16 protein-coding genes and 2 tRNA genes are annotated in these 22,114 nt (G+C 67.4%); 10 read left to right on the forward strand and 8 right to left on the reverse strand.

Going from position 1 to position 22,114, the window contains the following annotated elements:
• The 3 genes from PMI02_RS13350 to trxA all read left to right on the forward strand — a co-directional run.
• Positions 1–1,787 (forward strand): PD-(D/E)XK nuclease family protein (locus tag PMI02_RS13350; RefSeq protein WP_007683484.1); only part of this gene is annotated, 1,787 nt, incomplete at its 5' end.
• Positions 1,784–5,293 carry a double-strand break repair helicase AddA gene (addA, locus tag PMI02_RS13355; protein ID WP_007683487.1) on the forward strand — a complete coding sequence of 1,170 codons (3,510 nt, stop codon included), beginning with the start codon at positions 1,784–1,786 and terminating at the stop codon, positions 5,291–5,293. The genes PMI02_RS13350 and addA, both read left to right, overlap by 4 nt.
• Positions 5,294–5,371: 78 nt before the next feature.
• A complete protein-coding gene (trxA, locus tag PMI02_RS13360; RefSeq protein WP_007683489.1) occupies positions 5,372–5,692 on the forward strand; it encodes a thioredoxin in 321 nt (106 codons plus the stop codon).
• A gap of 69 nt (positions 5,693–5,761) precedes the next feature.
• Here trxA and PMI02_RS13365 read toward each other — a convergent pair whose 3' ends face one another.
• The 3 genes from PMI02_RS13365 to argJ are packed head-to-tail and all read right to left on the reverse strand — an operon-like array spanning position 5,762 to position 8,420.
• The gene (locus PMI02_RS13365) at positions 5,762–6,571 is read right to left on the reverse strand and encodes an inositol monophosphatase family protein (protein ID WP_007683491.1); all 810 of its coding nucleotides are present in this window, start codon (positions 6,569–6,571) and stop codon (positions 5,762–5,764) included.
• Positions 6,568–7,191 carry a glutathione S-transferase family protein gene (locus PMI02_RS13370; RefSeq protein ID WP_007683493.1) on the reverse strand — a complete coding sequence of 208 codons (624 nt, stop codon included), beginning with the start codon at positions 7,189–7,191 and terminating at the stop codon, positions 6,568–6,570. The genes PMI02_RS13365 and PMI02_RS13370 overlap by 4 nt, the downstream gene beginning before the upstream one ends.
• A 2-nt stretch (positions 7,192–7,193) precedes the next feature.
• A complete protein-coding gene (gene argJ / locus PMI02_RS13375) occupies positions 7,194–8,420 on the reverse strand; it encodes a bifunctional glutamate N-acetyltransferase/amino-acid acetyltransferase ArgJ (RefSeq protein WP_007683495.1) in 1,227 nt (408 codons plus the stop codon).
• A gap of 308 nt (positions 8,421–8,728) precedes the next feature.
• On the opposite strand from argJ, the gene PMI02_RS13380 reads away from it, so the two are divergent.
• The 5 genes from PMI02_RS13380 (at position 8,729) to PMI02_RS13400 (ending at position 16,209) form a co-directional block, all read left to right on the forward strand.
• Positions 8,729–9,007 (forward strand): hypothetical protein, encoded by a 279-nt coding sequence (locus PMI02_RS13380; protein ID WP_007683498.1) that lies wholly within the window; start codon positions 8,729–8,731, stop codon positions 9,005–9,007.
• 125 nt (positions 9,008–9,132) lie between these two features.
• A complete protein-coding gene (gene secA / locus PMI02_RS13385) occupies positions 9,133–11,892 on the forward strand; it encodes a preprotein translocase subunit SecA (protein ID WP_007683501.1) in 2,760 nt (919 codons plus the stop codon).
• Positions 11,893–12,153: 261 nt separating this feature from the next.
• The gene (locus PMI02_RS13390; RefSeq protein ID WP_007683503.1) at positions 12,154–14,880 is read left to right on the forward strand and encodes an autotransporter outer membrane beta-barrel domain-containing protein; all 2,727 of its coding nucleotides are present in this window, start codon (positions 12,154–12,156) and stop codon (positions 14,878–14,880) included.
• Positions 14,881–15,038: 158 nt separating this feature from the next.
• Complete coding sequence (locus tag PMI02_RS13395) at positions 15,039–15,890, forward strand: glucose 1-dehydrogenase (RefSeq protein WP_007683505.1); 852 nt, start codon at positions 15,039–15,041, stop codon at positions 15,888–15,890.
• 19 nt (positions 15,891–15,909) lie between these two features.
• Entirely contained in the window at positions 15,910–16,209 is a 300-nt protein-coding gene (locus tag PMI02_RS13400; RefSeq protein WP_007683506.1) for a hypothetical protein, read from the forward strand.
• A gap of 10 nt (positions 16,210–16,219) precedes the next feature.
• Here PMI02_RS13400 and PMI02_RS13405 read toward each other — a convergent pair whose 3' ends face one another.
• From PMI02_RS13405 to PMI02_RS13425, 5 genes are all read right to left on the reverse strand, one after another.
• Positions 16,220–17,338 (reverse strand): GGDEF domain-containing protein, encoded by a 1,119-nt coding sequence (locus PMI02_RS13405; RefSeq protein WP_007683508.1) that lies wholly within the window; start codon positions 17,336–17,338, stop codon positions 16,220–16,222.
• Positions 17,339–17,440: 102 nt separating this feature from the next.
• A tRNA-Pro gene (locus PMI02_RS13410) sits at positions 17,441–17,517 on the reverse strand.
• A gap of 54 nt (positions 17,518–17,571) precedes the next feature.
• Positions 17,572–17,647, reverse strand: a tRNA-Ile gene (locus PMI02_RS13415).
• Between the two features lie 78 nt (positions 17,648–17,725).
• Positions 17,726–18,730, reverse strand: a complete 1,005-nt coding sequence (locus tag PMI02_RS13420) for a polysaccharide deacetylase family protein (RefSeq protein WP_007683510.1) — start codon at positions 18,728–18,730, stop codon at positions 17,726–17,728.
• 53 nt (positions 18,731–18,783) lie between these two features.
• The gene (locus tag PMI02_RS13425; protein ID WP_007683512.1) at positions 18,784–20,637 is read right to left on the reverse strand and encodes a HAMP domain-containing histidine kinase; all 1,854 of its coding nucleotides are present in this window, start codon (positions 20,635–20,637) and stop codon (positions 18,784–18,786) included.
• Positions 20,638–20,888: 251 nt separating this feature from the next.
• On the opposite strand from PMI02_RS13425, the gene PMI02_RS13430 reads away from it, so the two are divergent.
• Both PMI02_RS13430 and PMI02_RS13435 read left to right on the forward strand, forming a co-directional pair.
• Positions 20,889–21,353 carry an Lrp/AsnC family transcriptional regulator gene (locus tag PMI02_RS13430; RefSeq protein WP_007683514.1) on the forward strand — a complete coding sequence of 155 codons (465 nt, stop codon included), beginning with the start codon at positions 20,889–20,891 and terminating at the stop codon, positions 21,351–21,353.
• Positions 21,354–21,398: 45 nt separating this feature from the next.
• Positions 21,399–22,112 (forward strand): CPBP family intramembrane glutamic endopeptidase, encoded by a 714-nt coding sequence (locus PMI02_RS13435; protein ID WP_007683516.1) that lies wholly within the window; start codon positions 21,399–21,401, stop codon positions 22,110–22,112.
• Positions 22,113–22,114: the final 2 nt, after the last annotated feature.

Genomic DNA, 22,114 nt, shown 5'->3' on the forward strand with positions numbered 1-22,114 from the left:
ATACGGCCGGCCGGCCGCTGCCGCAGACCGCTGCCGGGCGGCTCCTGCTGCTGCTGGCCGAAGTTGTCGCCGAGCAGGCTGCACCGGTGCCCCTCATCGCGCTGCTGGTTCACCCATTGGCCGGCGGTGGAGAACGCCGCGCACGCTGGCTGGAGAATGCGCGGCGGCTCGATCTTGCGCTGCGCGGCCCGCGTCCGGGCACCGGGCTGGCAGCGCTTGCCGCTCGTGCCGAGGAGGCCAAGTTAGGCGACTGGTGGACCGAGGTGGAAGCCATGCTCGCGCCATTGATGGCGCTCGCCGACGCAGAACCGCTGGAGGCACTGCTCGGCATGCTGGCCGGCGCGGCGGAGGGGCTTTGCGGAGAGGTGCTCTGGGCCGGCGCCGACGGCCGCGCTCTCAGCGCCTTCGTCGAGGAACTGCGCGGCGCGGCGGCCGTGGCGGGGACGCTGCTCGACCCGCGCGACCTGCACGCCGTGCTGCGCGACGCGATGGACCGCGTCTCGGTGCGTCCCCCCTGGGGCGGCCACCCGCGCGTGTCGATCTACGGTCTGCTGGAGGCGCGGATGAGCCGCGCCCATCTTGTTATCTGCGGTGGACTGGTCGAGGGCGTATGGCCCGCCAGCCCGGCGCAGGATTCCCTGCTCCCACCCGCCGTATTGCGCGCGCTGGGTGTGCCGGGCGCGGATTTCCGGATTGGCCTTGCCGCGCACGATCTTGCTGCCACGCTCGGCGCGCCCGAGGTGGTGCTGAGCTGGGCGCAGCGCGACGAAGGCGGCCCGGTCATCCCCTCGCGTTTCGTGCTGCGCGTGCGCGCCATGCTCGGCGACCAGCTAGAACGGCATGTGGAGCGCACGGCGCTGCGCCTGGCGCGCCTGATCGACGATGCCGCCTCGGTTCCGCCGCATCCTCGCCCGCAGCCGATGCCCTCCGAGGAGCAGCGCCGGGTCGATCTCTCCGTTACCGGGCTCGACCGCCTGCGCGGCGATCCCTACCAGTTCTACGCGAACTCGATCCTTGGGCTGCGCAGCATCGATGGACTCGACGCCGAGCCAAGCGCGGCCTGGCGGGGCGAAGTCGCGCACAAGATCATGGAGCTATGGCACCGGGCGGGCGAACCCGAGGGCGCCCTCCACGCCATCGCGCAAGAGGTGCTGAAGGAGGAGAACGCACACCCGCTCATGCGTGTGCTGTGGTGGCCGCGCCTCTCCGCCGCGCTGGAGACGTTCGAGCAAAGCATTCTTGCCGCAAAGGCAGCGGGCCGGCAAGTCCTCGCCGTCGAGGCATGGGGCGACATGCGCCACCGCGACGTGCGCATCCACGGGCGCGCCGACCGGCTTGACCGGCGCGAGGACGGCACTCTCGCCGTGGTCGACTACAAAACCGGCCAGCCGCCGACCGGCAGGCGGGTTCAGGAAGGCTTCGCGCTCCAGCTCGGACTCGTCGGCCTGATCGCTGAGGCCGGCGGGTTCGAGAGCGTTGCAGGCAAGGCGGAAGGCTTCGAATATTGGTCGATGGCGAAGTCCAAAGACGGCTCGATGGGATATATGTTTGAGCCAGTTCTGGAGGGCCGCAAGAAGTCCGGCATACCGCGTGAGGATTTCCTGCCCGAGACGCAGCGGTTCCTCGACGATGCGCTCGATCGCTGGATACTGGGCTCCGAGCCCTTCACCGCGCGGCTCAACCCGGAACTCGGCAGCTATGCCGACTACGACCAGTTGATGCGTCTGGATGAATGGATCACGTCGCTCGGCGGTTCCAGCAGGCACGACAGCGAGGATACGGCATGAGCGGTCCCGCTACCGTCCACCCGCTGCATGGCAATCAGATGCGCGCGGTCGATCCTCAGCAGACGGTGTGGCTCTCCGCCTCCGCCGGCACCGGCAAGACGCAGGTGTTGTCCTCGCGCGTGCTGCGCCTTTTGCTGCAGCCAGGCGTGGACCCCTCACAGGTCCTCTGCCTCACATTCACAAAGGCCGGCGCCACCGAGATGGCGGCGCGGATCAACGGCACGCTGGCGGAGTGGGTGCGGCTGAACGATGCCTCGCTCGGCATGCGCCTCGCCGCGATCGGGGCGGAAGGCACCGAAGACAACAAGGCGCGCGCCCGCACGCTGTTCGCCGCCGTGCTCGACAGTCCGGGCGGGGGGCTGCGGATAGACACGATCCACGCCTTCTCGCAGTGGCTGCTCGCGACCTTCCCGCAGGAGGCCGATCTCATTCCCGGCAGCCGTCCGATGGAGGAGCGCGAGCGGGACCTGTTGGCGCGGCAGGTGCTGGCCGACCTGCTGGTCGATGCGCAGGATGATCCGCTGGGCGACGCGGGCCTGCTGAAGGCAGTCGAGCAACTCTCGCTGCGCCACGGGCCGGACGCGGTCATGGGCTTCCTGCTGCGCTGCGCCTCGGCGCGGGCTGCGTGGTTCGGTGCAGGCGGCTGGCAGGTGGGCGACATGCGCGCCAATGTGCTTCGCCTCGTCGGACTGCCGGCGGACGCGGATGGTGACTGGCTCGCCGCGCAGTGCGCAGATACTGCGTTCGACGTGGTTTCGCTGCGGCGCTGCATGGAGGTGAACCATCAGTGGGGGACCAAGACCGGGCTCGCCGCCGTCGATGCGATCAGCGAGTGGTTGCTGGGCGACGCTGCGCAGCGGGCCGCGGGTATCGACTCGCTGGCGAAGGAATTCCTGACGCAGAAGGGCGAGACCAAGGCGAGCAAGTCGCAGGACAAGCTCGACCCCCAATACCCTGAATATTGCGCCCATGTCGTGGCGGGCATCGCAGCAATCCGCTCGGCGCGGGCGCTGTTGTCGCTGGCCGACCGGCTCGTCCCGGCTCTCCGGCTGGGACGCGCCTTCGCGCTTGCCTGGGAAGAAGCCAAGCAGCGTGAAGGGTTGATCGATTTCGACGACCAGATCCGCCGCGCCGCCGACCTGCTCGGCAACCGGGCACAGGCGGACTGGATCCGTTACAAGCTCGATCGCCGTTTCGACCACATCCTTGTCGACGAGGCGCAGGACACCAATGCCGCGCAGTGGGACATCATCTTTGCCATGGCGGGAGAGTTCTGGGCAGGCCTCGGCCAGCACAAAGACCGGCCCGAAGGCGTGATGCGCACGCTGTTCGTGGTCGGCGACTACAAGCAGGCGATCTTCCGCTTCCAGGGCACGAGCCCTGAAAACTTCCGCCGGGCCGCCGACCGCGTGCGGCGCGAGATGGGCGAGGCTGCACAGAACGCGCAGATGCTGCGCAGCAACTTCGCGCCGCGTGACCTGCTGGAACTGGGGCTCGACCGCTCGTTTCGCACGGCGCAGAGCGTACTCGACTTCGTCGACAATGCCATCGCCGGGGTCGGCCACGAGAACTTCGGGCTCGACGCGCCTCCCGAGCGGCACGAGGGGCAGGAGCGTCCCGGATACGTCGCGCTCTGGCGCCCGGTGAGCGAAAGCGCCGATGACGAGGACGACGACACCGGCGAGGGCGACGAGGACGGCACCGCGCCCAATTGGCTCTCGCGTCCCGACCGACAGATGGCCGAGCGCATCGCCCTGCAGGTGCGCGAATGGCTCGATCGCCAGGGGCCGGGCCTGACGCTGGTAAAGGGCGGCAAGCGGCGCGCGGGCGCGGGCGACATCATGGTCCTGGTGCGCCAGCGCAAGGAACTGGCCGGCTTGATCGTCGCCAGGCTTCATGCAGCGGGTGTGCCGGTGGCGGGGGTGGACCGCCTGCGCCTTGGCGCACCGCTGGCGGTCAAGGACCTGGTGGCCGCGCTGCGCTTCGCGGTGCAGCCGCTCGACGACCTGAACCTCGCTTCGTTACTGGTGTCGCCGCTCGTCGGGTGGAGCCAGGAGCAGTTGCTGGCCCATGCCTGGCGGCCGAGGCACACGCACTTGTGGGACCACATGCGCCGCTCGCGCGAGCCGGAGGTCGGCGCAGTCATGGCGCAGCTGGGAGCGCTGCTCGCCAAGGCCGACTACGATCCGCCGCAGGACCTGCTGCACTGGCTTTTGGTCGGGCCGTGGCAGGGGCGGCGGCGCCTGGTGGCAAGGCTGGGGACCGAGGCCAACGACCCGATCGACGAACTCATAAACGCGGCGCGCGCCTATGTCGTCACGGACACGCCGAGCCTCGCAGGGTTTCTCGCGTGGTTCGATGCGGGCGACGGTGAACTGAAGCGCGAGGCGGACAACGCGGCCGGGCTCGTGCGGGTGATGACGGTCCACGGATCGAAGGGGCTGCAGGCGCCGATCGTGATCCTCGCCGATGCCACGAGTAACCCTGACAATGCGCGAGAGCGCGGGCTGGACCTCCCCGATCCGGCGAACGAGGCCCGGGCGATTCCACTGCCACCGCTGTCGAAGGACGAGAAGCAGGGGCGGATCGCCGCACATATCGAGGCAGCACGCAGCGCCGACGAGCAGGAGCATTGGCGCCTGCTCTACGTCGCCATGACGCGGGCCGAGGAGGCGCTGTTCGTCGGCGGCGCGCTGAGTGCGAGGGACCGCGACGGACCAAGTCCCAAGAGTTGGTACGCGCGCCTGCGCGAGCTTTTCCAGCCTGACGCCGAGATTGCTGACCCGATCTGGGGCGCTCGGTGCGAGCATGGGGCGCTCGTCGAGTCAGTGCCGGTCGTGGCGGGGGCGCCGCAGCTGGACCTGCGTGAGCCGCTGCCGACCTGGCTGGAGCGCGTACCACCGGCCGAGCCGCGTCCGCCGCGTCCGTTGGCGCCGTCCGCGCTCGGCGAGGAGGATGCGCCCGATCCGCCGTTCCCGCCCGGCGCTGGCAGCGATGCCGCCCGGCGCGGTACGTTGGTTCACAAGCTGCTCGAGCGTTTGCCCGATGTCGGTGTCGACCGGCGTGAGGCGGCCGGGCAGGCGTGGCTGAAGCGACATGCGGCAGACCTTGGCGTTACAGACCGGGACGCATTGCTGGCGAGCGCCCTGGCGGTGCTGGACAATCCCGAATGGGCGGACCTGTTCACGCCCGACAGCCTTGCCGAAGTGCCGGTTGCGGCGGTCGTCGGGGGGCAAGTGGTGGCGGGGACGATCGACCGGCTGGTCATCGAACCCGGCCGCGTGCGCCTTGTCGATTACAAGAGCGCGCGGCGCCCTCCCGAGACGGTCGATGCGGTACCGGTGGGCGTACTCCGCCAGATGGGGGCTTACGCCGCTGCGCTGGAGGCGACCTTCCCCGGACGCGAGATCGACGTAGCGCTGCTCTACACCGCCGTTCCTCGTCTCATCGAAGTGCCTGCCGAACTGCTGGCGCTCCACAAGCCGGACTTGGCGCCTCGCGAGTAAAGCTTTCGCGAGTCGCCGTTGCGTCCTTTCGTTTCGTCCCTAGATTGCTGCCCAACCCGTTTTTCCAGGAGTCCTTTCATGTCCACCATTGCCGTTACCGACGCCAGCTTCGAGGACGACGTCCTCAAGTCCGACAAGCCCGTTCTCGTCGATTTCTGGGCGGACTGGTGCGGTCCGTGCAAGATGATCGGCCCGGCTCTTGAAGAGATCGGCGAGGAACTGGCCGACAAGGTGACCATCGCCAAGATGGACATCATGGCCAACACCGGCATTCCCGCAGAGATCGGCGTGAAGTCGATCCCGCTGCTGGTGCTGTTCAAGGACGGCAAGGCCGTCGCCCAGAAGCTCGGCGCAGCGCCGAAGAACGCGCTCAAGGGTTGGCTCGAGAGCGAACTCTGAGCCTTCGGCCTGATCGGTCGGATATGTGAAAGGCCCCTGCCGCTGAGAAGCGGCGGGGGCTTTTTCGTGTCAGGCGATCCTGGCGGCGATGGCGGCGAACTCGTCCCAAAGTGCGGGGCTCGATGCTCCGATGAGGTCGCGGCGTTCGTATTCGTCGACGCGGTAGGGGGTGCCGTCGGGGCGTGCAGCCTTGCCGCCGGCCTCGTTGAGGAACAGCACGCCCGCCGCATGGTCCCACGGCAAGGTGCGGTTGAAGACCGAGATGTCATTGGTACCCAGCACCAGCCGGGGATATTGCTCGGCGGCGCAGCGCGGGATGTCGACGAGGCGGTAGTGCGGGGCGATGTGGGTCAGGACCTTCTCGCGCGCACCTTCGTCGAGGAAGACAGTCGAAATCGCGGCGACCGGTGGGTTTTCGCCGGTTGTGCGGGCGGCGATCCGCCCGCCGTCGATCCATGCGCCTTCGCCCGGCGCGGCGCGGCAGAAGCGGCCGGTCAGGCAGTCGAGAATCCAGCCGCCGAGGATGTCGCCCCGGTCCGCGAGCGCGACGAGTACGCCGAAGGGCGGCTTGCCGGCAGCGAAGTTGTTGGTGCCGTCGAGCGGGTCGACGATCCAGCAGGGGCCGTGCTTCAGTCGCTCCATCACTGATGCATCCGCGAAGACCGCTTCCTCGCCGACCACCGCCGCTTCGGGCAGGAGCGCGGCGAGACGGTCGGTCAGCAAGGCCTCGGCTTCGCGGTCCGCGACGGTGACGACGTCGTCCGCCGCCTTGTTGTCGATCTCGCTGGCGGCGAGCGTCTGATAGCGCGGGAGGATCGCGCGTTCGCTGGCCTCGCGCATGATCGCCTCGACGGCGGAGTGGAGGGCGGGGGTCATCATGTCAGCGGGATCATGACCTGCGCCGCGAAGCCGGGCCTTTGCCGGATGCGATCGTACCACTCCGCCACGGCCGGAAACTCCGGCTTATCGAATGGGAGGCTGAACCAGGTGTAGGCGTAGACGCCCATGGGGATGTCGCCGATGCCGAACTGGCCGCCGGAAAGCCATGGCTTTTTACCGAGATATTTCTCCAGCACGGCGAGGTGGCGGGCGCAGGCGTCGATGCCGTGCGCGATGGCTTCGTGGTCCCACTGTTCCCGCGGCGTGCGGGCGAAGTTGAGGAAAGGCACGCGCTGGGCGTCCGCATAGGCGAACTGCCAGTCCATCCAGCGGTCGGCAAGGGCGCGGTCGATGGGGTCGCGGGGGAACCAGCGTTCGCCGCCGTATTCGGCGGCCATATAGCGCAGGATCGCGTTGGATTCCCACAAGATGACCTTGCCGTCCTCGATCATCGGGATCAGGCGGTTCGGGTTCTTGGCGAGGTATTCGTCGGTGAAGCCGAACTGGCCGCCGATGTCGCGGCGCATGTAGTTCAGGCCCAGTTCCTCGGCGAACCAGGCGACTTTCTTGACGTTGTGGGAGTTCAGCCGTCCCCACAGGGTGAACGCGGGCTCCGCCATCGTCAGCTCCTGTAGTCGGCGTTGATGGAGATGTAGCCGTGCGTTAGATCGCAGGTCCACACCGTCGCGCTACCGTCGCCGAGGCCGAGGTCGACCTCGATGGTCACGTCCTGGCCCTTGAGGTGCGCGGTGACAGGGGCCTCGTCGTAGTCGGCCAGCGGCAGCCCCTCGCGCGCGGCCCAGGTGCCGCCGAAACCGATCGAGAGCTTGTCGCGGTCGGCGGGTTCGCCTGCCTTGCCCACGGCCATGACGACGCGGCCCCAGTTGGCGTCCTCACCGGCGATGGCGGTCTTGACCAGGGGCGAGTTGGCGATGGCCATGCCGACCTTCCGGGCGCTCTCGTCCGAGACGGCGCCGGTGACGCTCACGGCAATGAACTTCTGCGCGCCTTCGCCGTCGCGCACCACGAGGTGGGCGAGCTGGCGGCAGACGTCGTGGACGGCGGCGGCGAAGGCGTGGGCGCCCTCGCTCTGGAACGAGGCGATCGTTGCATTGCCGGCCTTGCCGGTGGCGAAGGCGAGCACGGTGTCACTGGTCGATGTGTCCGAATCGACGGTGATGCACGAGAAGGTGCGCTCGTTCGCGGCGGAGAGGCACGCCTGCAGGAACCCGGGTTCGACCGCCGCGTCGGTGAAGAGGTAACCGAGCATCGTCGCCATGTCCGGCGCGATCATGCCTGAGCCCTTGATGATGGCGCTGATCGTGATCTTGGTTTCGCCGACCATCGCGGTCGCCGTGGCGCCCTTGGCGAAAGTGTCGGTCGTGGCGATGGTCTGGGCGGCGTCCTCCCAGGTGCAGGTCTCGGCGGTGAGGGCCTTTTCGACGCCTTCGCGCGCCTTGTCCTTGGGCAGCGGCACACCGATCACGCCGGTGGACGAGACGAAGACCTCGCCCGGCGCGCAGCCGAGGTGGGCGGAGACCTGTTCCATGATCTGCTCCACCGCCTCGCGGCCGCGGTAGCCGGTGAAGGCGTTGGAATTGCCGGCGTTCACCACCAGCGCGCGGGCGCGGCCATGCGCCACGTTCTCGCGGCCCAGCTCCACCTCGGTCGAGCAGCAGAGGTTGCGGGTGAACACGCCGGCGACGGCGGTGCCTTCTTCGAAGGTGACGTATGTGAGGTCGCAGCGGCCCCAGTCCTTGTAGCCCGCCCGCACGACATGCGGTGTGACGCCGGCAATGGCAGGCAGGGCGGGGAAGGGCGAGGCGAGCGGGGAGACGGGATAGGCCATGGCCGGAGGGCCTAGCGCGAGTTGATGACAGGTCAAGAGTCAGATCGCCAGCCTGCGCGAGCCGCGCGTTTCCGGGGCTGGGCAGCCAGGCGTATGGGCGCGATGGCCGTTGCGAATTCGTCGCGCTTTTGCGCCGGAGTTGTTGCCGTTCCGACGTAAGGCACGGCCATCTCATCGCGCCCAAGCGATTAACACCAAGGCAAAGAGAGGAGGGGCCGCGCCTCCTTCGTTGCAGCTTCTACAAACCTTTTCGGATTCGACGCTGTTGCCGGTGGACACGTCGCGGATGGCTCCTTATCTGGTCTGCGATGGCCCATCGCCTGCTCCTGACCTTGCTTGCCCTGCTGACGGGCCTTGCCGCGCAGATCGGCCCTGCCGACGCGCGCGTGTCGCAGATGGCCAGCACGCAGCTGGTGGCGCCGCGCGAACTCGTCGCCGCCAAGGCGCCCCGGGCTCCTGTGGCCCTGGCGCGCCTGCCCGAACCAGGCCTGCGCAACACCCGTCTCCATGCCCCCCAGCGCATTGCCGCGCCGATCCCGGTTGCCGTCGCGACCGTCCTCACAGGCATAGACCGCGCCCGCGAATAACGCGGGATTCGCGCAACATTTCGCTGTCTCGCGAGCTTCCGACGCGCCCGGCCGGGTCTTTCAACCCTGGCCGCGGCGCGCGACCTTCGATCATACGCATCCACGAATAACAGGGGTTCCCCGCCATGCTCGGCGCACTCGTCAAGTCCATCTTCGGCTCGTCCAACGAGCGTTACGTCAAGTCGCTCGACAAGATCGTCGCGCAGATCAACGCCTTCGAGCCAGCGCTCGAGGCCATGAGCGACGAGGAACTGGCGGCCCAGACCCCCAAGTTCCGCGAGCTGCTGGCGAACGGCTCCTCTCTCGACGACCTGCTGCCCGAAGCCTTCGCCACCGTGCGCGAGACGTCGAAGCGCGTGTTCGGCATGCGTCACTTCGACGTGCAGCTGATCGGCGGCATGGTGCTCCACCGCGGCGAGATCGCCGAGATGCGCACCGGCGAGGGCAAGACGCTGGTCGCCACCACCGCGACCTATCTCAACGCGCTGGAAGGCAAGGGCGTCCACGTCGTCACCGTGAACGACTACCTCGCTCGCCGCGACGCCGAGCAGATGGAGAAGCTGCACGGCTTCCTCGGCCTGACCGTCGGCGTGATCGTGCCCAACCTGAACGAGTACGAGCGCCGCGAGGCCTACGCGGCAGACATCACTTACGGCACCAACAACGAGTTCGGCTTCGACTACCTGCGCGACAACATGAAGCACGAGCGCAGCCAGATGGTGCAGCGCCCCTTCAACTTCGCGATCGTCGACGAGGTCGATTCGATCTTGATCGACGAGGCGCGTACGCCGCTCATCATCTCCGGCCCGACGGACGACAAGAGCGAGCTCTACGTCCAGGTCGACGCGATCGTGAAGCAGCTGGTCCCCGAGGATTACGAGGCGGACGAGAAGACCAAGAACATCAGTCTCACCGAAGACGGCGTCGAGAAGGCCGAGCGCATGCTCGAGGCAGCCGGCCTGCTCGAGGGCTCGAACCTGTACGACGTCGAGAACACGCAGGTGGTCCACCACCTCGACCAGAGCCTCAAGGCCGTGGTCATGTTCAAGCGCGACACCGACTACATCCTCAAGGACGACAAGGTCGTCATCATCGACGAGTTCACCGGCCGCATGATGGACGGCCGCCGTTGGTCCAACGGCCTGCACCAGGCGGTCGAGGCCAAGGAAGGCGTGCGCATCGAGCCCGAGAACCAGACCCTCGCCTCGATCACCTTCCAGAACTACTTCCGCATGTACCCCAAGCTCTCGGGCATGACCGGCACCGCGGCGACCGAGGCGGGCGAGTTCTACGACATCTACAAGATGAACGTCGTCACCATCCCGACCAACGTGCCCGTCATGCGCGTCGACGAGGAGGACGAGTTCTACAAGAACACGCTCGACAAGTTCGCCGCCATCGCCAAGCTGATCCGCACCAAGTACGAGAGCGGCCAGCCGGTGCTCGTTGGCACGGTCTCGATCGAGAAGTCGGAACTGCTGTCGGACTTCCTCAACAAGGAGGGCGTCAAGCACTCGGTCCTGAACGCCCGCTTCCACGAGATGGAAGCGCACATCGTGGCGCAGGCAGGCTCGCTCGGCGCGGTGACCATCGCCACCAACATGGCGGGCCGCGGCACCGACATCCAGCTCGGCGGCAACGTCGAGTTCCGGGTCGAGGACGAACTGCGTGACGTGCCGGAAGGCCCTGAGCGCGACGCCGCGATTCTCAAGATCAAGGCCGAGGTCGGCGAACAGAAGCGCCTTGTGCTCGCGGCCGGCGGCCTCTGCGTCATCGGTACGGAGCGCCACGAAAGCCGCCGCATCGACAACCAGCTGCGCGGCCGTTCGGGCCGCCAGGGCGACCCGGGCCTGTCGAAGTTCTACCTTTGCCTCGAGGACGACCTGCTGCGCATCTTCGGGCCCGACACGCTGTTCTCCAAGATGATGAACAACAACCTCGCCGATGGCGAGGCGATCGGTTCCAAGTGGCTGTCGAAGGCGATCGAGACTGCGCAGAAGAAGGTCGAGGCGCGCAACTACGAAGTGCGCAAGCAGGTCGTCGAATACGATGACGTTATGAACGACCAGCGCAAGGTCATCTACGAGCAGCGCGCCGACATCATGGATGCCGAGACCGTGGACGACGTGGTCCTCGACATGCGCAACGACACCGTCAACGCCATCGTCGCCGACGCCTGCCCGCAGGGCTCCTACCCCGAGCACTGGAAGGTCGAGGAGCTGAGGGAGCGCACGAAGGAAGTGCTCGGCCTCGACATCCCGCTCGACGCGTGGATCGAGGAAGACGGCATCGAGCCGCAGGACATCGAGGAACGCATCGCCGCGCTTGCCGAGGCGCAGATGACCGAGAAGATGTCGCATGACGATCCGGCCATCTGGCGCCAGGTCGAGAAGTCGATCCTGCTCGACCGCCTCGACCACTACTGGAAGGAGCACCTCGCCACGCTCGACGCGCTGCGCCAGGTCGTGTTCCTGCGCGCCTACGCCCAGAAGCAGCCGATCAACGAATACAAGCAGGAAGCCTTCAGCCTGTTCGAGCGCATGCTGGAAACCATCCGCGAGGACGTGACCCGCATCATCTCGGTCAGCGAACTGCGCATGCCCGAGCCGGCGCAGCTTCCGGAACTGCCCGACTTCCTGACCGGCCACATCGATCCCTTCACCGGGCTCGACAATTCCGACGACGGCGATGGCTCCTCGCTCAACCCCGAACTGTTCGGGACCTTCGCCGGCAGCCCGCAGCGCATGACGCAGGACTTCGGCGGCGGCGCCGATGGCTCCGAGGCAGGCGGCGATCCCTATGCCGGCCTGCAGATCAGCCGCAATGCGCCGTGTCCCTGCGGCTCGGGCAACAAATACAAGCACTGCCACGGCGCGCTGGTCTGACGTTCGACCCCATTCGCTGGAAAAAACGCCGTCCGGATCCGTCCGGGCGGCGTTTTTGTTTTGTCGATCAATGACTTCGACCGGCACGCAGGAGACGAAGTAAACTTTTGCTTATTTCGAAGTAAGCTAACCACAATTATGTGCCGCACATAATATAACGGGCGTTGTAATCATTCTGACAGCACTGATTACTTTCGAGGGTTACTTCTATGTATTAGTCCCTAAGTCAGAGGCGGCAGAGCCTCTCATGAGGGGGAAATCATGTTTGCAAGTGCGACACTTAACTCGTCCGGTACGAAGTGGGCCGTCAGCGCGGCGGCTCTCGGTTTCTCGCTGGCGCTGGCGGCGCCGGGTGCGGCGCAGACGGTCGTCAATCCCGGTTTCGAGACTGGCGACGCCAGTGGCTGGACACTCAGCGGCGGCACCTGGACCGACGTCAGCGTATGGCCCCCGGTGGACTCGACCTGGGCCGGTGCGCCGAACTCGGTCACGATCACCAATGCGGGTGACTTCGATCCCTTCACCAGCGCGCCGACCGTGTTCGCGGGCAATCACGCGATCCGCCTGAACGACGCGAACCCGAACTACGGGGTCACCGCGCTGGCGCAGACGGTCAACGGCTATGCCGGCAACAAGCTCTATTACGCCTGGAACGCCGTGCTCGAGCCGTCGCACGGGCCGACCGACAGCCCCTCGTTCATCATCAAGGTGGTCGACAAGACGACCGGCAAGGTGATCAACAACATCGCCTACAGTGCCTATACCGCGCAGAACACCACGATCTTCCGCACCGCCGGCCGCTACGTGACCAGCGACTGGAAGGTCGAGGACATCGACATGATCGCGGGCCACGACTACGATCTGCTGTTCGTCGCGCTCGACTGTCCCTACGGCGCTCACTCGGGCTACGTCTATGTCGACGGCTTCGGCGACATCATCCCAGCCGCCAACGCCAACGTGGGCTTCGACCCCGCCACCGACATCACCCGCGGCGCCGAAGTGCTGATCCCGATCCCGGGAGGCGGCGCGGTGGTCCCCGACATCGACCTCGCCAAGGCGTTCTACACCACCACTGAGCTGAATGACGGCGACGTGAACCCGAACTTCGTGGGCGGTACGCTGCAGTTCGCCTCCGCCGGCGACGTGTCTACCGCGCTGACGGTGCAGACGCAGGGCGGCACAATCGACACCAATGGTCTCGACGTGGGCCTGAGCGGGGGCCTCACCGGGCCGGGCGGCATGATCAAGACCGGGGAGGGTACGCTGACGCTCTCGGGTGCGATCAGCACCATCAACGAAACCTTCGCGGTCCAGCAGGGCACTCTGGCCGTCAATTCCGCGCTGTCGAGCCTGGATGTCACCGTCGCGTCCGGAGCGACTCTCAAGGGCACCGGCACGATCGTCGCCGACGTTGCAGTCGGTGCGGCGGGGAGGCTCGCGCCCGGCAACAGCCCTGGCACCCTGGTCGTCGCAGCGGGCGACGTGACGTTCGACGATGCCGCCCGCTTCGAAGTCGAGATCGACGGGCGGACCTACAACCCCGCGGGCGGCGCTGGCACCTACGACCGGCTCGCGCTGTCGTCCGGTGCGACGTTCCAGCCCAACGGCATCCTGGCGCCGACGCTGCGCGGCATCACCGGCGGGAACAACACCTACACGCCGGCGGTGGGCGACACGTTCACCGTGGTCGAGGGGGGAGCGGTAGGCTCGGGGGCGTTCGATTCGGTGGTCCAGCCGGCAACGGGCCTGGCGGCGAACACGCGGTTCGACGTCATCTACCGCCCGACCAGCGTCACCATCGCGACGACCCCGGGCAGCTTCGCGTCTTACGGAGCCTCGGCCGGATGGAAGGTCAACGCCGTCTCGGCTGCCGAGGGCCTCGATCCCTTCCGCCCGGCTGCTGGTGCACGGGCGGGCGCATTCTTCCCGCTGTTCGACGGGCTCTACGGGATGGACGGCGGCGATCTCGGCTATGCCTTCTCGCAGATCAGCGGCGAGATCCATGCCAACACCATGCAGATGGCGCAGGCATCCGCGCAGGACGTCAGCCGCATCGCGCTCGGTGCGGCGCAGGAACCCTGGGGCTGCCCGCCGGAGGTCCAGACGCCGGGCGAATTCACCGAGCCTCCGCCGGAAGGCGCCGCCGACGGCTGCGGCATCACGTCGGCCAGCAAGGGCGCGACCGTCTGGGGGCGTTACCTCGGCCAGTCGACCGACGTGGGCGAGGACGACATCGCCTATGGCTATGGCCGATCGGCCAAGGGGCTCATCGCGGGCGTCAGCGTCGTCAATGTCGACGGAACCCGGCTCGGCGTCGGCGGCAGCTACAGCAACGGCGACATGAACAGCGACGTGAGCAGCAGCGCCGAGATCGATACCGCGTCGGTGTTCGCCTATGGCGCCCACCGCTTCGGGAGCATCACGATCGGCGGCGTCATCGGTTGGAACCAGGCCGACGTCGATACCGTGAGCAACGTCTCGCTCACCACCGGCAACCTGCAGGCGACGGATGGCTACAAGATCGAGACCTGGACCGGGGCGCTCGATGCGCGGCTGGACGTACCGGTCGGAGCGCGTTCGGTCTTCCGTCCGGTCGTGGGCATGGAATTCGCCAAGACCAGTTCGGACGGCGTCGCCGAAACGGGTCCGGCGACGATCGCCCTGGTGCTGCCCAAGGAAAAGTGGACCAGCGTTCGCACGAAGCTGGGCGGCGAGTTCGCGGTCGGCGTGGGCAATCCGGTCGAGTTCGGGTTGTTCGCCAACTGGTATCACGAGCTCAACGACACGACAGCCGTCCGCACCGCGCAGCTCGGCGCGGCGAACTGGGTGGTCTCCAGCGTCGATGCGGACAAGGATACCATCGAGGGCGGCGCGCTGCTCGGGCTGAAGCTGAACAACGCCATCAAGTTCCGCTTCGAGTATGCCATCCTGCGCAACGGCGAATACCACACCGACCGCGCGTCGGCGGGGGTTGCGATCAAGTTCTGAGCGGCCGGAACGACCCGTTTGGATAGGGGGCGCGGTGCAAGCCGCGTCCCCGTTCGCATGTCGGAGCGATCCGGTTTTGCGACGAATGGCGCGGGCTTCTCGGAGCCCCGCGAAACCCCGGCGCGTCCGTCCTCGTTCCATGGGGAAAGGAGACCGCCATGACCGAAACCATCGAGATGATCCATGAAGACGGCCTGCCCGGCAACGAGAGCACTCTCGAGCCCAAGCCTGAATGGCAGCCGCGCTATCCGGGCTCGGGACGCCTGACCGGCAAGGTCGCCATTGTCACCGGCGCCGACAGTGGCATCGGCCGCGCCGTGGCGGCGCTCTATGCCCGCGAGGGGGCGGACGTGGCCATCGTCTACCTGCTCGAAGACGAGGACGCGGCTGAGACCAGGCGCATCGTCGAGGCCGAGGGCCGCCGCGCCATCACCGTGAAGGCTGACGTGGGCTCGCGTGAGATGTGCGACAATATCGTCGAAGAGACGCTGGCCGCGTTCGGCAGGATCGACATCGTCGTCAACAACGCCGGCGAGCAGCATCCCGACGAGGACATCACCGACATTTCCGAGGAGCAGCTGCGCCGCACGTTCCAGACCAACATCTTCGGGATGTTCTTCATGGTCCAGGCGGCGCGCCCGCACCTGAAGTCGGGCGCCGCGATCGTCAATTGCACCAGCGTGACGATGTACAAGGGCAGCAAGGAACTGCTCGACTACAGCTCGACCAAGGGCGCGATCACCGCTTTCACGCGCTCGCTTTCGGAGAACCTGATCGCGGACGGCATCCGCGTGAACGCCGTCGCGCCGGGTCCGATCTGGACGCCCCTCAACCCCTGCGGCGGCGCGAGCGAGGAGAAGCTGGAGCACTTCGGCGAAAGCACCCCGATGGGCCGGCCCGGCCAGCCCAACGAAGTGGCGCCTTCGTTCCTGTTCCTGGCGTGCGAAGACGCCAGCTACATGAGCGGCCAGGTCCTCCATCCCAACGGCGGCATCATCGTCAACGGATAGTGCGGAAAGGAGAGAAGCCATGCCACGCGGCGACAAGAGCAGCTACACCGACAAGCAGAAACGCAAGGCCGAGCATATCGAGGAAGGCTACGAGGATCGTGGGCTGCCCAGGAAGGAAGCCGAATCGCGTGCATGGGCCACGGTCAACAAGGAGTCGGGCGGCGGCAACAAGTCCGGGTCGGGCCGGGGCAGGAAGGATACCCACGTCTCCTCCTCACGCGGAGGCAAGGCGCACAAGTCCAGCTCGCCCGAACAGCGCTCGGCGGCGGCCCGCAAGGGCTGGGAGACACGGCGCAGGAAGCAGGCGGGCGGTTCGTAGGGCTTCGGCGTCAGGCGGCGATGCGCGCCCGGCCGCGAGCCTTGGCCTCGTATAGCGACATGTCGGCACGCCGGATCGCGTGGATGAGCGAGGCTTCGCCGGCCAGCACTTCGCCGATCCCCATGCTGACGCTCCAGCCGGACTGGGTTTCTCCGACGGCGCGCAGTCGCTCCAGCAAGACGGCGGCGAAGGCGTGGGCATCCCCCGCGGGCGGCAGCAGCACGACGAACTCGTCGCCGCCGAGCCGGGCTGCCTGTCCGTCGCAGACGATAGCCATATCGCGCGCCTCGCGCCCGACAGCCACAAGCACGTCGTCGCCGGCGGCATGGCCGAAGCGGTCGTTGATGCTCTTGAAGTGGTCGACGTCTATCGCGATCGCGGCAGCGCCCGCCGCCGCGAACCCGGGCGCGATATGATCGAGCCCGGCACGGTTCCAGGTCCCCGTGAGCGGATCGCGCAGCGCCGCATCGCGCAGTTGCCGCTGGACATGCTCGACGGGGATGGAGAGCAGGCCGAGGTTCAACACGCCGAGCAGCACCTGGTCCGATAGCATCGCCAGCAGCGCCACCCACTCGGCGCCCGGAAGCGCGAGGATCGTCACGATGATCGAGAGGACGTAGGCCGGCAGGTAACCCAGCATCGCGAGACCCGCCATGCGCCGTCCTGCCGACTGCGAGGCGCCGCAGTCGAAGCCCAGCATCAGTCCGCACAGACCCATCGACAGCGACAGGCCAAGGGCATCCCCCAGCGTTTGCAAGGTTCCGTTGGACGCGGCCCATCCCAGATCGGCGGCCGCGATCGGCAATCCGTGCCCCAGGGCAGCCCCGAGGATCGGGATCGCCATCCAGCCCGCAAGCGGCCGCTTGCCGTCGAGCAGGTTGGCACCCACCACCGGCAACACATTGGTCAGTCCCAACAGGGCATAAAGCGCGGTGACGGTCGCCGATGATCCGGGCGGCGTCATCGAGAATGCGAGGATCGCTCCGCCGTAAAGCAGCGAGGACAGCCCCCACATCGCCAAGTGCCGCTCGCTCCGATTGCGCAGCCACAGCGTCGTGAAGACGAGGCCGAACGCGGAGGAGGCCAGGATGCTGCAAAGGCGGAGTGTATCGACGTCTGGAAACTGCATCACGGCCCCTCGGATGACCGTAGTGCCTTGCCAGGAAAGTGTTAAAATTCCCGTCACTGTGCAGGGCCCTGCAACTTGGCGATGATTTCGGGAAAAGGCCGTTGGTCGGGGAGACAGGATTCGAACCTGCGACATCTTGCTCCCAAAGCAAGCGCGCTACCGGGCTGCGCCACTCCCCGACCTTACGGGCGTCGATGGTCTGTCGCCCAGTGGAGGCGACAAATGTCCGGCATTGGTGGGCCCGGCAGGATTCGAACCCGCGACCTAGCCGTTATGAGCGGCCAGCTCTAACCGCTGAGCTACAGGCCCACCGTACCGGACCCGGCCCCATCGACGGGGCCGGACGGATGCGCGTTAGCTTGGGAGTCGCGTCGACGCAAGCGCGCTCTAGTCGACTTTCACCGACGCCGTGATGTCCGCGACGCTGGTCGGCCTGACGCCGCGTTTTTCCAGATGGGCGAACAGGGCGCGCCACCAGTCGTAGAGCGCATCCAGGTCGGCTTCACTGCGCACATATGGCGTGTGTCCGGGTGCCAGCGAGGGGCTGTGGAACGAGAACACCAGCACCGGCAGGCCCTCGTCGATCGCGATGTCGACGCCGCGCAGCGCTTCCTCGGCGGTGATGCCCTCGGGCGTCAGCGGAATACGCTCGAGCAGGCCGGTCCGCGCGAGCACGCCGCGCACCTGCGGGGCACGCCACAGGTGGGGATAAATGACATTGCCGACCTGCCGCAGCGGGCCCCAGTAAACCGTCGTGAGGGGCAGTTCGAGCAGGCGGTGCTCCGGGTCGACCCAATAGGGGCGCAGCGGATGTTCGCGGTAATTGGGGCCGCCGGTTCCGCTGTAGTCCCAGCGCGCACGTACCGAGGTGTCGATCGTGATGCCGCATTCGCGCAGGATTTCGGCGGTGCGCGGCCCCAGGCCATAGCGTCCCGCACGGTAGATCAGTGGTGCGACGCCGAACGCGCTTTCGATCCTGTCGCGCAGCATGCGCAGCTTTTCCCGTTCAAGTTCGAAGGGAAGATTGCCCGCGAAGCTGTTGAATTCGCTGACCTGCTCGGTGAACGGCGGGCTGACCCAGGGGTGCAATTGCACGCCCACTTCGGCCGTGCCGCGCGTGACCGCCTCGCCGATCGCCTCTGTGGCGAAGGAGGAGCAGGCGACCGGCCAGTCGATGAGGTAGCTCGGGACGACGCCGAAGCCCTCGCAGAACTCCTGGAACTTGCGCAGGGCTGGCACGGTGACGAGGCTGTGCTTCTCCCGGTCGAGCGGGGCCGACCAGTCGAACTCTTCCTCGGTGTCGACAGTCACTATGAAGCGCTGGCCGAAGCCCTTGCCGAAGGTAGCGAAGGACTGCTTGCCGGGCAGCTCCAGGAGATTGGGTCCTGGCAAAAACTTTCCCCTCTGCGGGTCGCATCCGTCAGAATGACAGGGTTCTTAGCGCTTTAGAGCGAAAAGGTTGCCGAAGTGCTATTGCCTGCGTCTTCGCCGGTCAAGGCGGGCAGGGTGAGGTGCAGCCTGTCGTCGACACGGTGCAGCAGCCCGCCCGCAGCCGATGCCTCGGCGGCCGCGAGGCGCAGGGTGAAGCCGATCCCGAACATGCCGGTGGCGAGCGACTGGCCGCGCTCCCCAGCGACCGCGTCGAACAGTGCCTCCGCGTCACGCTCGGCCAGCACCGCTGGCAGGGCGACCGCGATCTCGACCATGGGGCCGCGGATCGACCACGTCAGATCGAGCGCTTCACCGGGCGCCGTCGATCCGGCGAGCGCGGCGAACAGGCGCCACACGAGCCGCTCTACTTCGGCGCGCGCGACCCGCACCGGCAGGCTGGTGGCGGAAGGATCGGAGGGAAGCGTGAAGCCGCTGCCGCGCGGCTCGGTCCAGGCGCGCAGCCGCACGACCGTCTGGGCGAGGACGCGGGCGAGGTCGCACTCGCCCTCGTCGAGCGGCATGGCGCCGGTCTCCAGCTTCACCAGGCGGTCGAGTTCCTCGAATCCGGCGAGAATATGCGCGCAGTCCCCGGCGATGGCGGCGGCGAGCGCGCGGTATTCGTGCGGTGCAGGGCCGTAGAGCTGCTGTTGGATGATCTCGGCGGCGACCTGGATCGCGTTCGCCGGTGTGCGCAGTTCGTGGAGGACCTCGCGCATACGGTCGGCCTCGGCAGTGTCGGGCGCAGGAGCGGCGGCGGCGACCCGGGGCGCGGCGGGGCGGCGCAGGCGGCCGCAGTAGCCGGTGAAGCTGCCGGCCTCGAAACGGGCGATGGCGTCGACCTGCCACGCGCCGCTTACGGCGGGTGCGCCGGCGATGCGGATGCGCGCGGCGCGCAGTGGCTGGCGGCGCTGCATGGCGGCGGCAAAGTCCGCTCCGCCCGCCGATGCGTCCTGCGCGCCGGCAAGGTCGAGGCCGATCACGGAGGGAGCGTAGGGACCGTCGGCCCAGGCAACGCGGCCGTGAAGGTCGGTGGTGAAGTCGATCGCGAGCGCCTGGCGCACGACCGGCGGCGCGGTGTCGCCCAGCGGCAGGCGGGGGGCGTCGGCGCCGGTGTCCGGCGGGCCCATCGCCTCGCGCGCCTTGCGGAATTCCTCGATGCGACGGACGATCGCGCCGATGCCCGCCTCGCTCGGCCCGGCCGGCGCCTCGGCGGCTACCTTGTGCTGGAGATCCTTCTGCAACTGCGCCGCGCGGGCCTTGGCCCATTCGCTGAGCGAGGTCGGCGGCGGCGGGTCGTCGGCCATGTCGAGCAGCTCGAGCACGTCATCCGACATGTCTTGATCGACCGCCATGTTGCCGGTGGGCGCATTGAAGGACGCGCGCGGTTCGTCCGGCAGGGGCGATTCGGGATCGGGCTCGATCGGGCCCGACGGCAAAGCGCGGTCGTGGACGCCGAGCCGCTCGAGCAGCGCCACGACACGGGGTGGGAGGTCGCAGCGGTGACGCAGGATGCCGCGCGCGCGCACGGGGAGGGCGGGAATGAGCGTCAGCCATGCCGCGTCGTCCAGCCTGGCGGCGCGAATCGCCTCGCAGGCAACGTCGGGCTCGGCTTCGGCCAGCAGCGCGAGCAGCCGCGGATTGGTCATCGGCTGGAGCGGCTGGCGCAGCAGGCGCGCGCGGTCCGCAGCTGGGATTTCCCGGCCCAACGCTTCGAGCCGGGCGTAACCGGCAGCCATGGTTTCGCTGAGTTCCGAGCCATCCGGCGCCCGGCCGAGGATGTCGACGAGCTGCCTGAACTGCACCCGCGCCAGGCCGTCCCCGGAGGGCGGCAAGCGCAGCACAGTGGCAAGGCGATCGTCGAAATGCATTCGGTCTCCGGGTCCCGCCGACCATGGCAGGGCAGACCCTATGGCCTCGCTATGATTACCATAAGGAAAACAACGGGGATGTCAGGGGGCTCCTCTCGTAGCAAAGCTGGGGAAGAGCGAAAGTGCACAGTTTCCGCCGTTGCAAAGCGGGACGATTACGCTATGCCATAATAATATTACGGCACACCGACGTTTTCGATGTGTATGTTGCAACGCGGGAGCGTGAATGCGCTCCGCCGGGGAAATTTCGAATGATCAATCTCGATGAAATCGACCGCCGCCTGCTGGCAGAATTGCAGGCGGAAGGGCGGATCACGAATGTCGAGCTGGCCCAGCGCGTGGGCCTCACCGCGCCGCCCTGCCTGCGCCGGGTGCGCAGTCTCGAGGAAGCGGGCGTGATCCAAGGCTATCACGCCGATCTCGACGCATCCAAGCTGGGCTTCACGATCACGGTCTTCGCGCTCGTCAGCCTCAAGAGCCAGGCCGAGGAATCGCTCCGCGCCTTCGAAGACCACATGAAGGGCCTGCCCGAAGTGCGCGAGTGCCACATGCTGAACGGCGAGATCGACTTCATACTGAAGATCGTCAGCCGCGACCTGCAGAGCTTCCAGGAATTCCTCACCAGCAAGCTGACGCCCGCCCCCAACGTGGACAGCGTCAAGACCTCCCTGACGATCCGCACGGCGAAGAACGTGCCCGGCGTGCCGATCGGCTGACGGGGCGCGCCGTGGACATGGGATTCGCGATATGAAAGCGAACGCATGAACGGCCTGATTGCCCTTGGCGGCGTCCTCGTCCTGTTGCTGCTGGTCGGGGGTCTGATCGGCCTGTCCGACCGAGCCCGCTTTTCGCCGCGCTGGCTGGTGGCGGCGGCCTTGCTGGTCGCGGTCAACGATGCGCTGCTCACGCGGGCCTACGGTAACCTGCCTGACGTTTTAGGCGGCAGCTGGAACTGGCAGGGCAAGCTGCTGGCGCTGGCGGCAACGCTCGCGATCGCGGCGCTTCCGGCATTCGGATGGCGCAAGGTCGGCCTGACGCTGGCTCAGGCGCCGGGCAGCCTCAGGGCGGCGTTGCCGGTGCTGGCGCTCTACTGCGCCTTCTTCGTGGCGATAGCCCTGGCCTTTCCTGGCGATCCCGTCAGCGGCGAGGACATCGCGTTCCAGCTGACGATGCCCGGTCTTGAAGAGGAGCCGTTCTATCGCGGCGTCCTGCTTTTCGCGCTCGACCGCGCGTTTATCGGCCGCTGGCGCTTCCTCGGCGTCGACTGGGGCTGGGGCGCACTGCTGTCCTGCCTGCTGTTCGGCATGGCGCATGCGTTCGGCTATTCGGGCGGGGAGTTCTCGTTCGACGCGCGGACCATGGCGCTCACCGCGCTGCCCTCGCTCATCGCCGTCTGGGTGCGCCTGCGGACGGGGAGCGTGCTACTCCCAATCGTCATGCACAATTTCGGCAACGTCTTCCCGATGGTGCTCTGAGC

The sequence above is a fragment of the Novosphingobium sp. AP12 genome, from assembly GCF_000281975.1.
Taxonomy (GTDB): domain Bacteria; phylum Pseudomonadota; class Alphaproteobacteria; order Sphingomonadales; family Sphingomonadaceae; genus Novosphingobium.

Excerpts from the sequence above, each read along its gene's own strand:
- argJ (WP_007683495.1), bottom strand. The coding sequence starts at position 8,420 with ATGGCCTATCCCGTCTCCCCGCTCGCCTCGCCCTTCCCCGCCCTGCCT.
- PMI02_RS13370 (WP_007683493.1), bottom strand. The coding sequence starts at position 7,191 with ATGGCGGAGCCCGCGTTCACCCTGTGGGGACGGCTGAACTCCCACAAC.
- PMI02_RS13365 (WP_007683491.1), bottom strand. The coding sequence starts at position 6,571 with ATGATGACCCCCGCCCTCCACTCCGCCGTCGAGGCGATCATGCGCGAG.
- trxA (WP_007683489.1), top strand. The coding sequence starts at position 5,372 with ATGTCCACCATTGCCGTTACCGACGCCAGCTTCGAGGACGACGTCCTC.
- PMI02_RS13395 (WP_007683505.1), top strand. The coding sequence starts at position 15,039 with ATGACCGAAACCATCGAGATGATCCATGAAGACGGCCTGCCCGGCAAC.
- addA (WP_007683487.1), top strand. The coding sequence starts at position 1,784 with ATGAGCGGTCCCGCTACCGTCCACCCGCTGCATGGCAATCAGATGCGC.
- PMI02_RS13390 (WP_007683503.1), top strand. The coding sequence starts at position 12,154 with ATGTTTGCAAGTGCGACACTTAACTCGTCCGGTACGAAGTGGGCCGTC.
- PMI02_RS13405 (WP_007683508.1), bottom strand. The coding sequence starts at position 17,338 with ATGCAGTTTCCAGACGTCGATACACTCCGCCTTTGCAGCATCCTGGCC.
- PMI02_RS13425 (WP_007683512.1), bottom strand. The coding sequence starts at position 20,637 with ATGCATTTCGACGATCGCCTTGCCACTGTGCTGCGCTTGCCGCCCTCC.
- PMI02_RS13435 (WP_007683516.1), top strand. The coding sequence starts at position 21,399 with ATGAACGGCCTGATTGCCCTTGGCGGCGTCCTCGTCCTGTTGCTGCTG.
- secA (WP_007683501.1), top strand. The coding sequence starts at position 9,133 with ATGCTCGGCGCACTCGTCAAGTCCATCTTCGGCTCGTCCAACGAGCGT.
- PMI02_RS13400 (WP_007683506.1), top strand. The coding sequence starts at position 15,910 with ATGCCACGCGGCGACAAGAGCAGCTACACCGACAAGCAGAAACGCAAG.
- PMI02_RS13380 (WP_007683498.1), top strand. The coding sequence starts at position 8,729 with ATGGCCCATCGCCTGCTCCTGACCTTGCTTGCCCTGCTGACGGGCCTT.
- PMI02_RS13430 (WP_007683514.1), top strand. The coding sequence starts at position 20,889 with ATGATCAATCTCGATGAAATCGACCGCCGCCTGCTGGCAGAATTGCAG.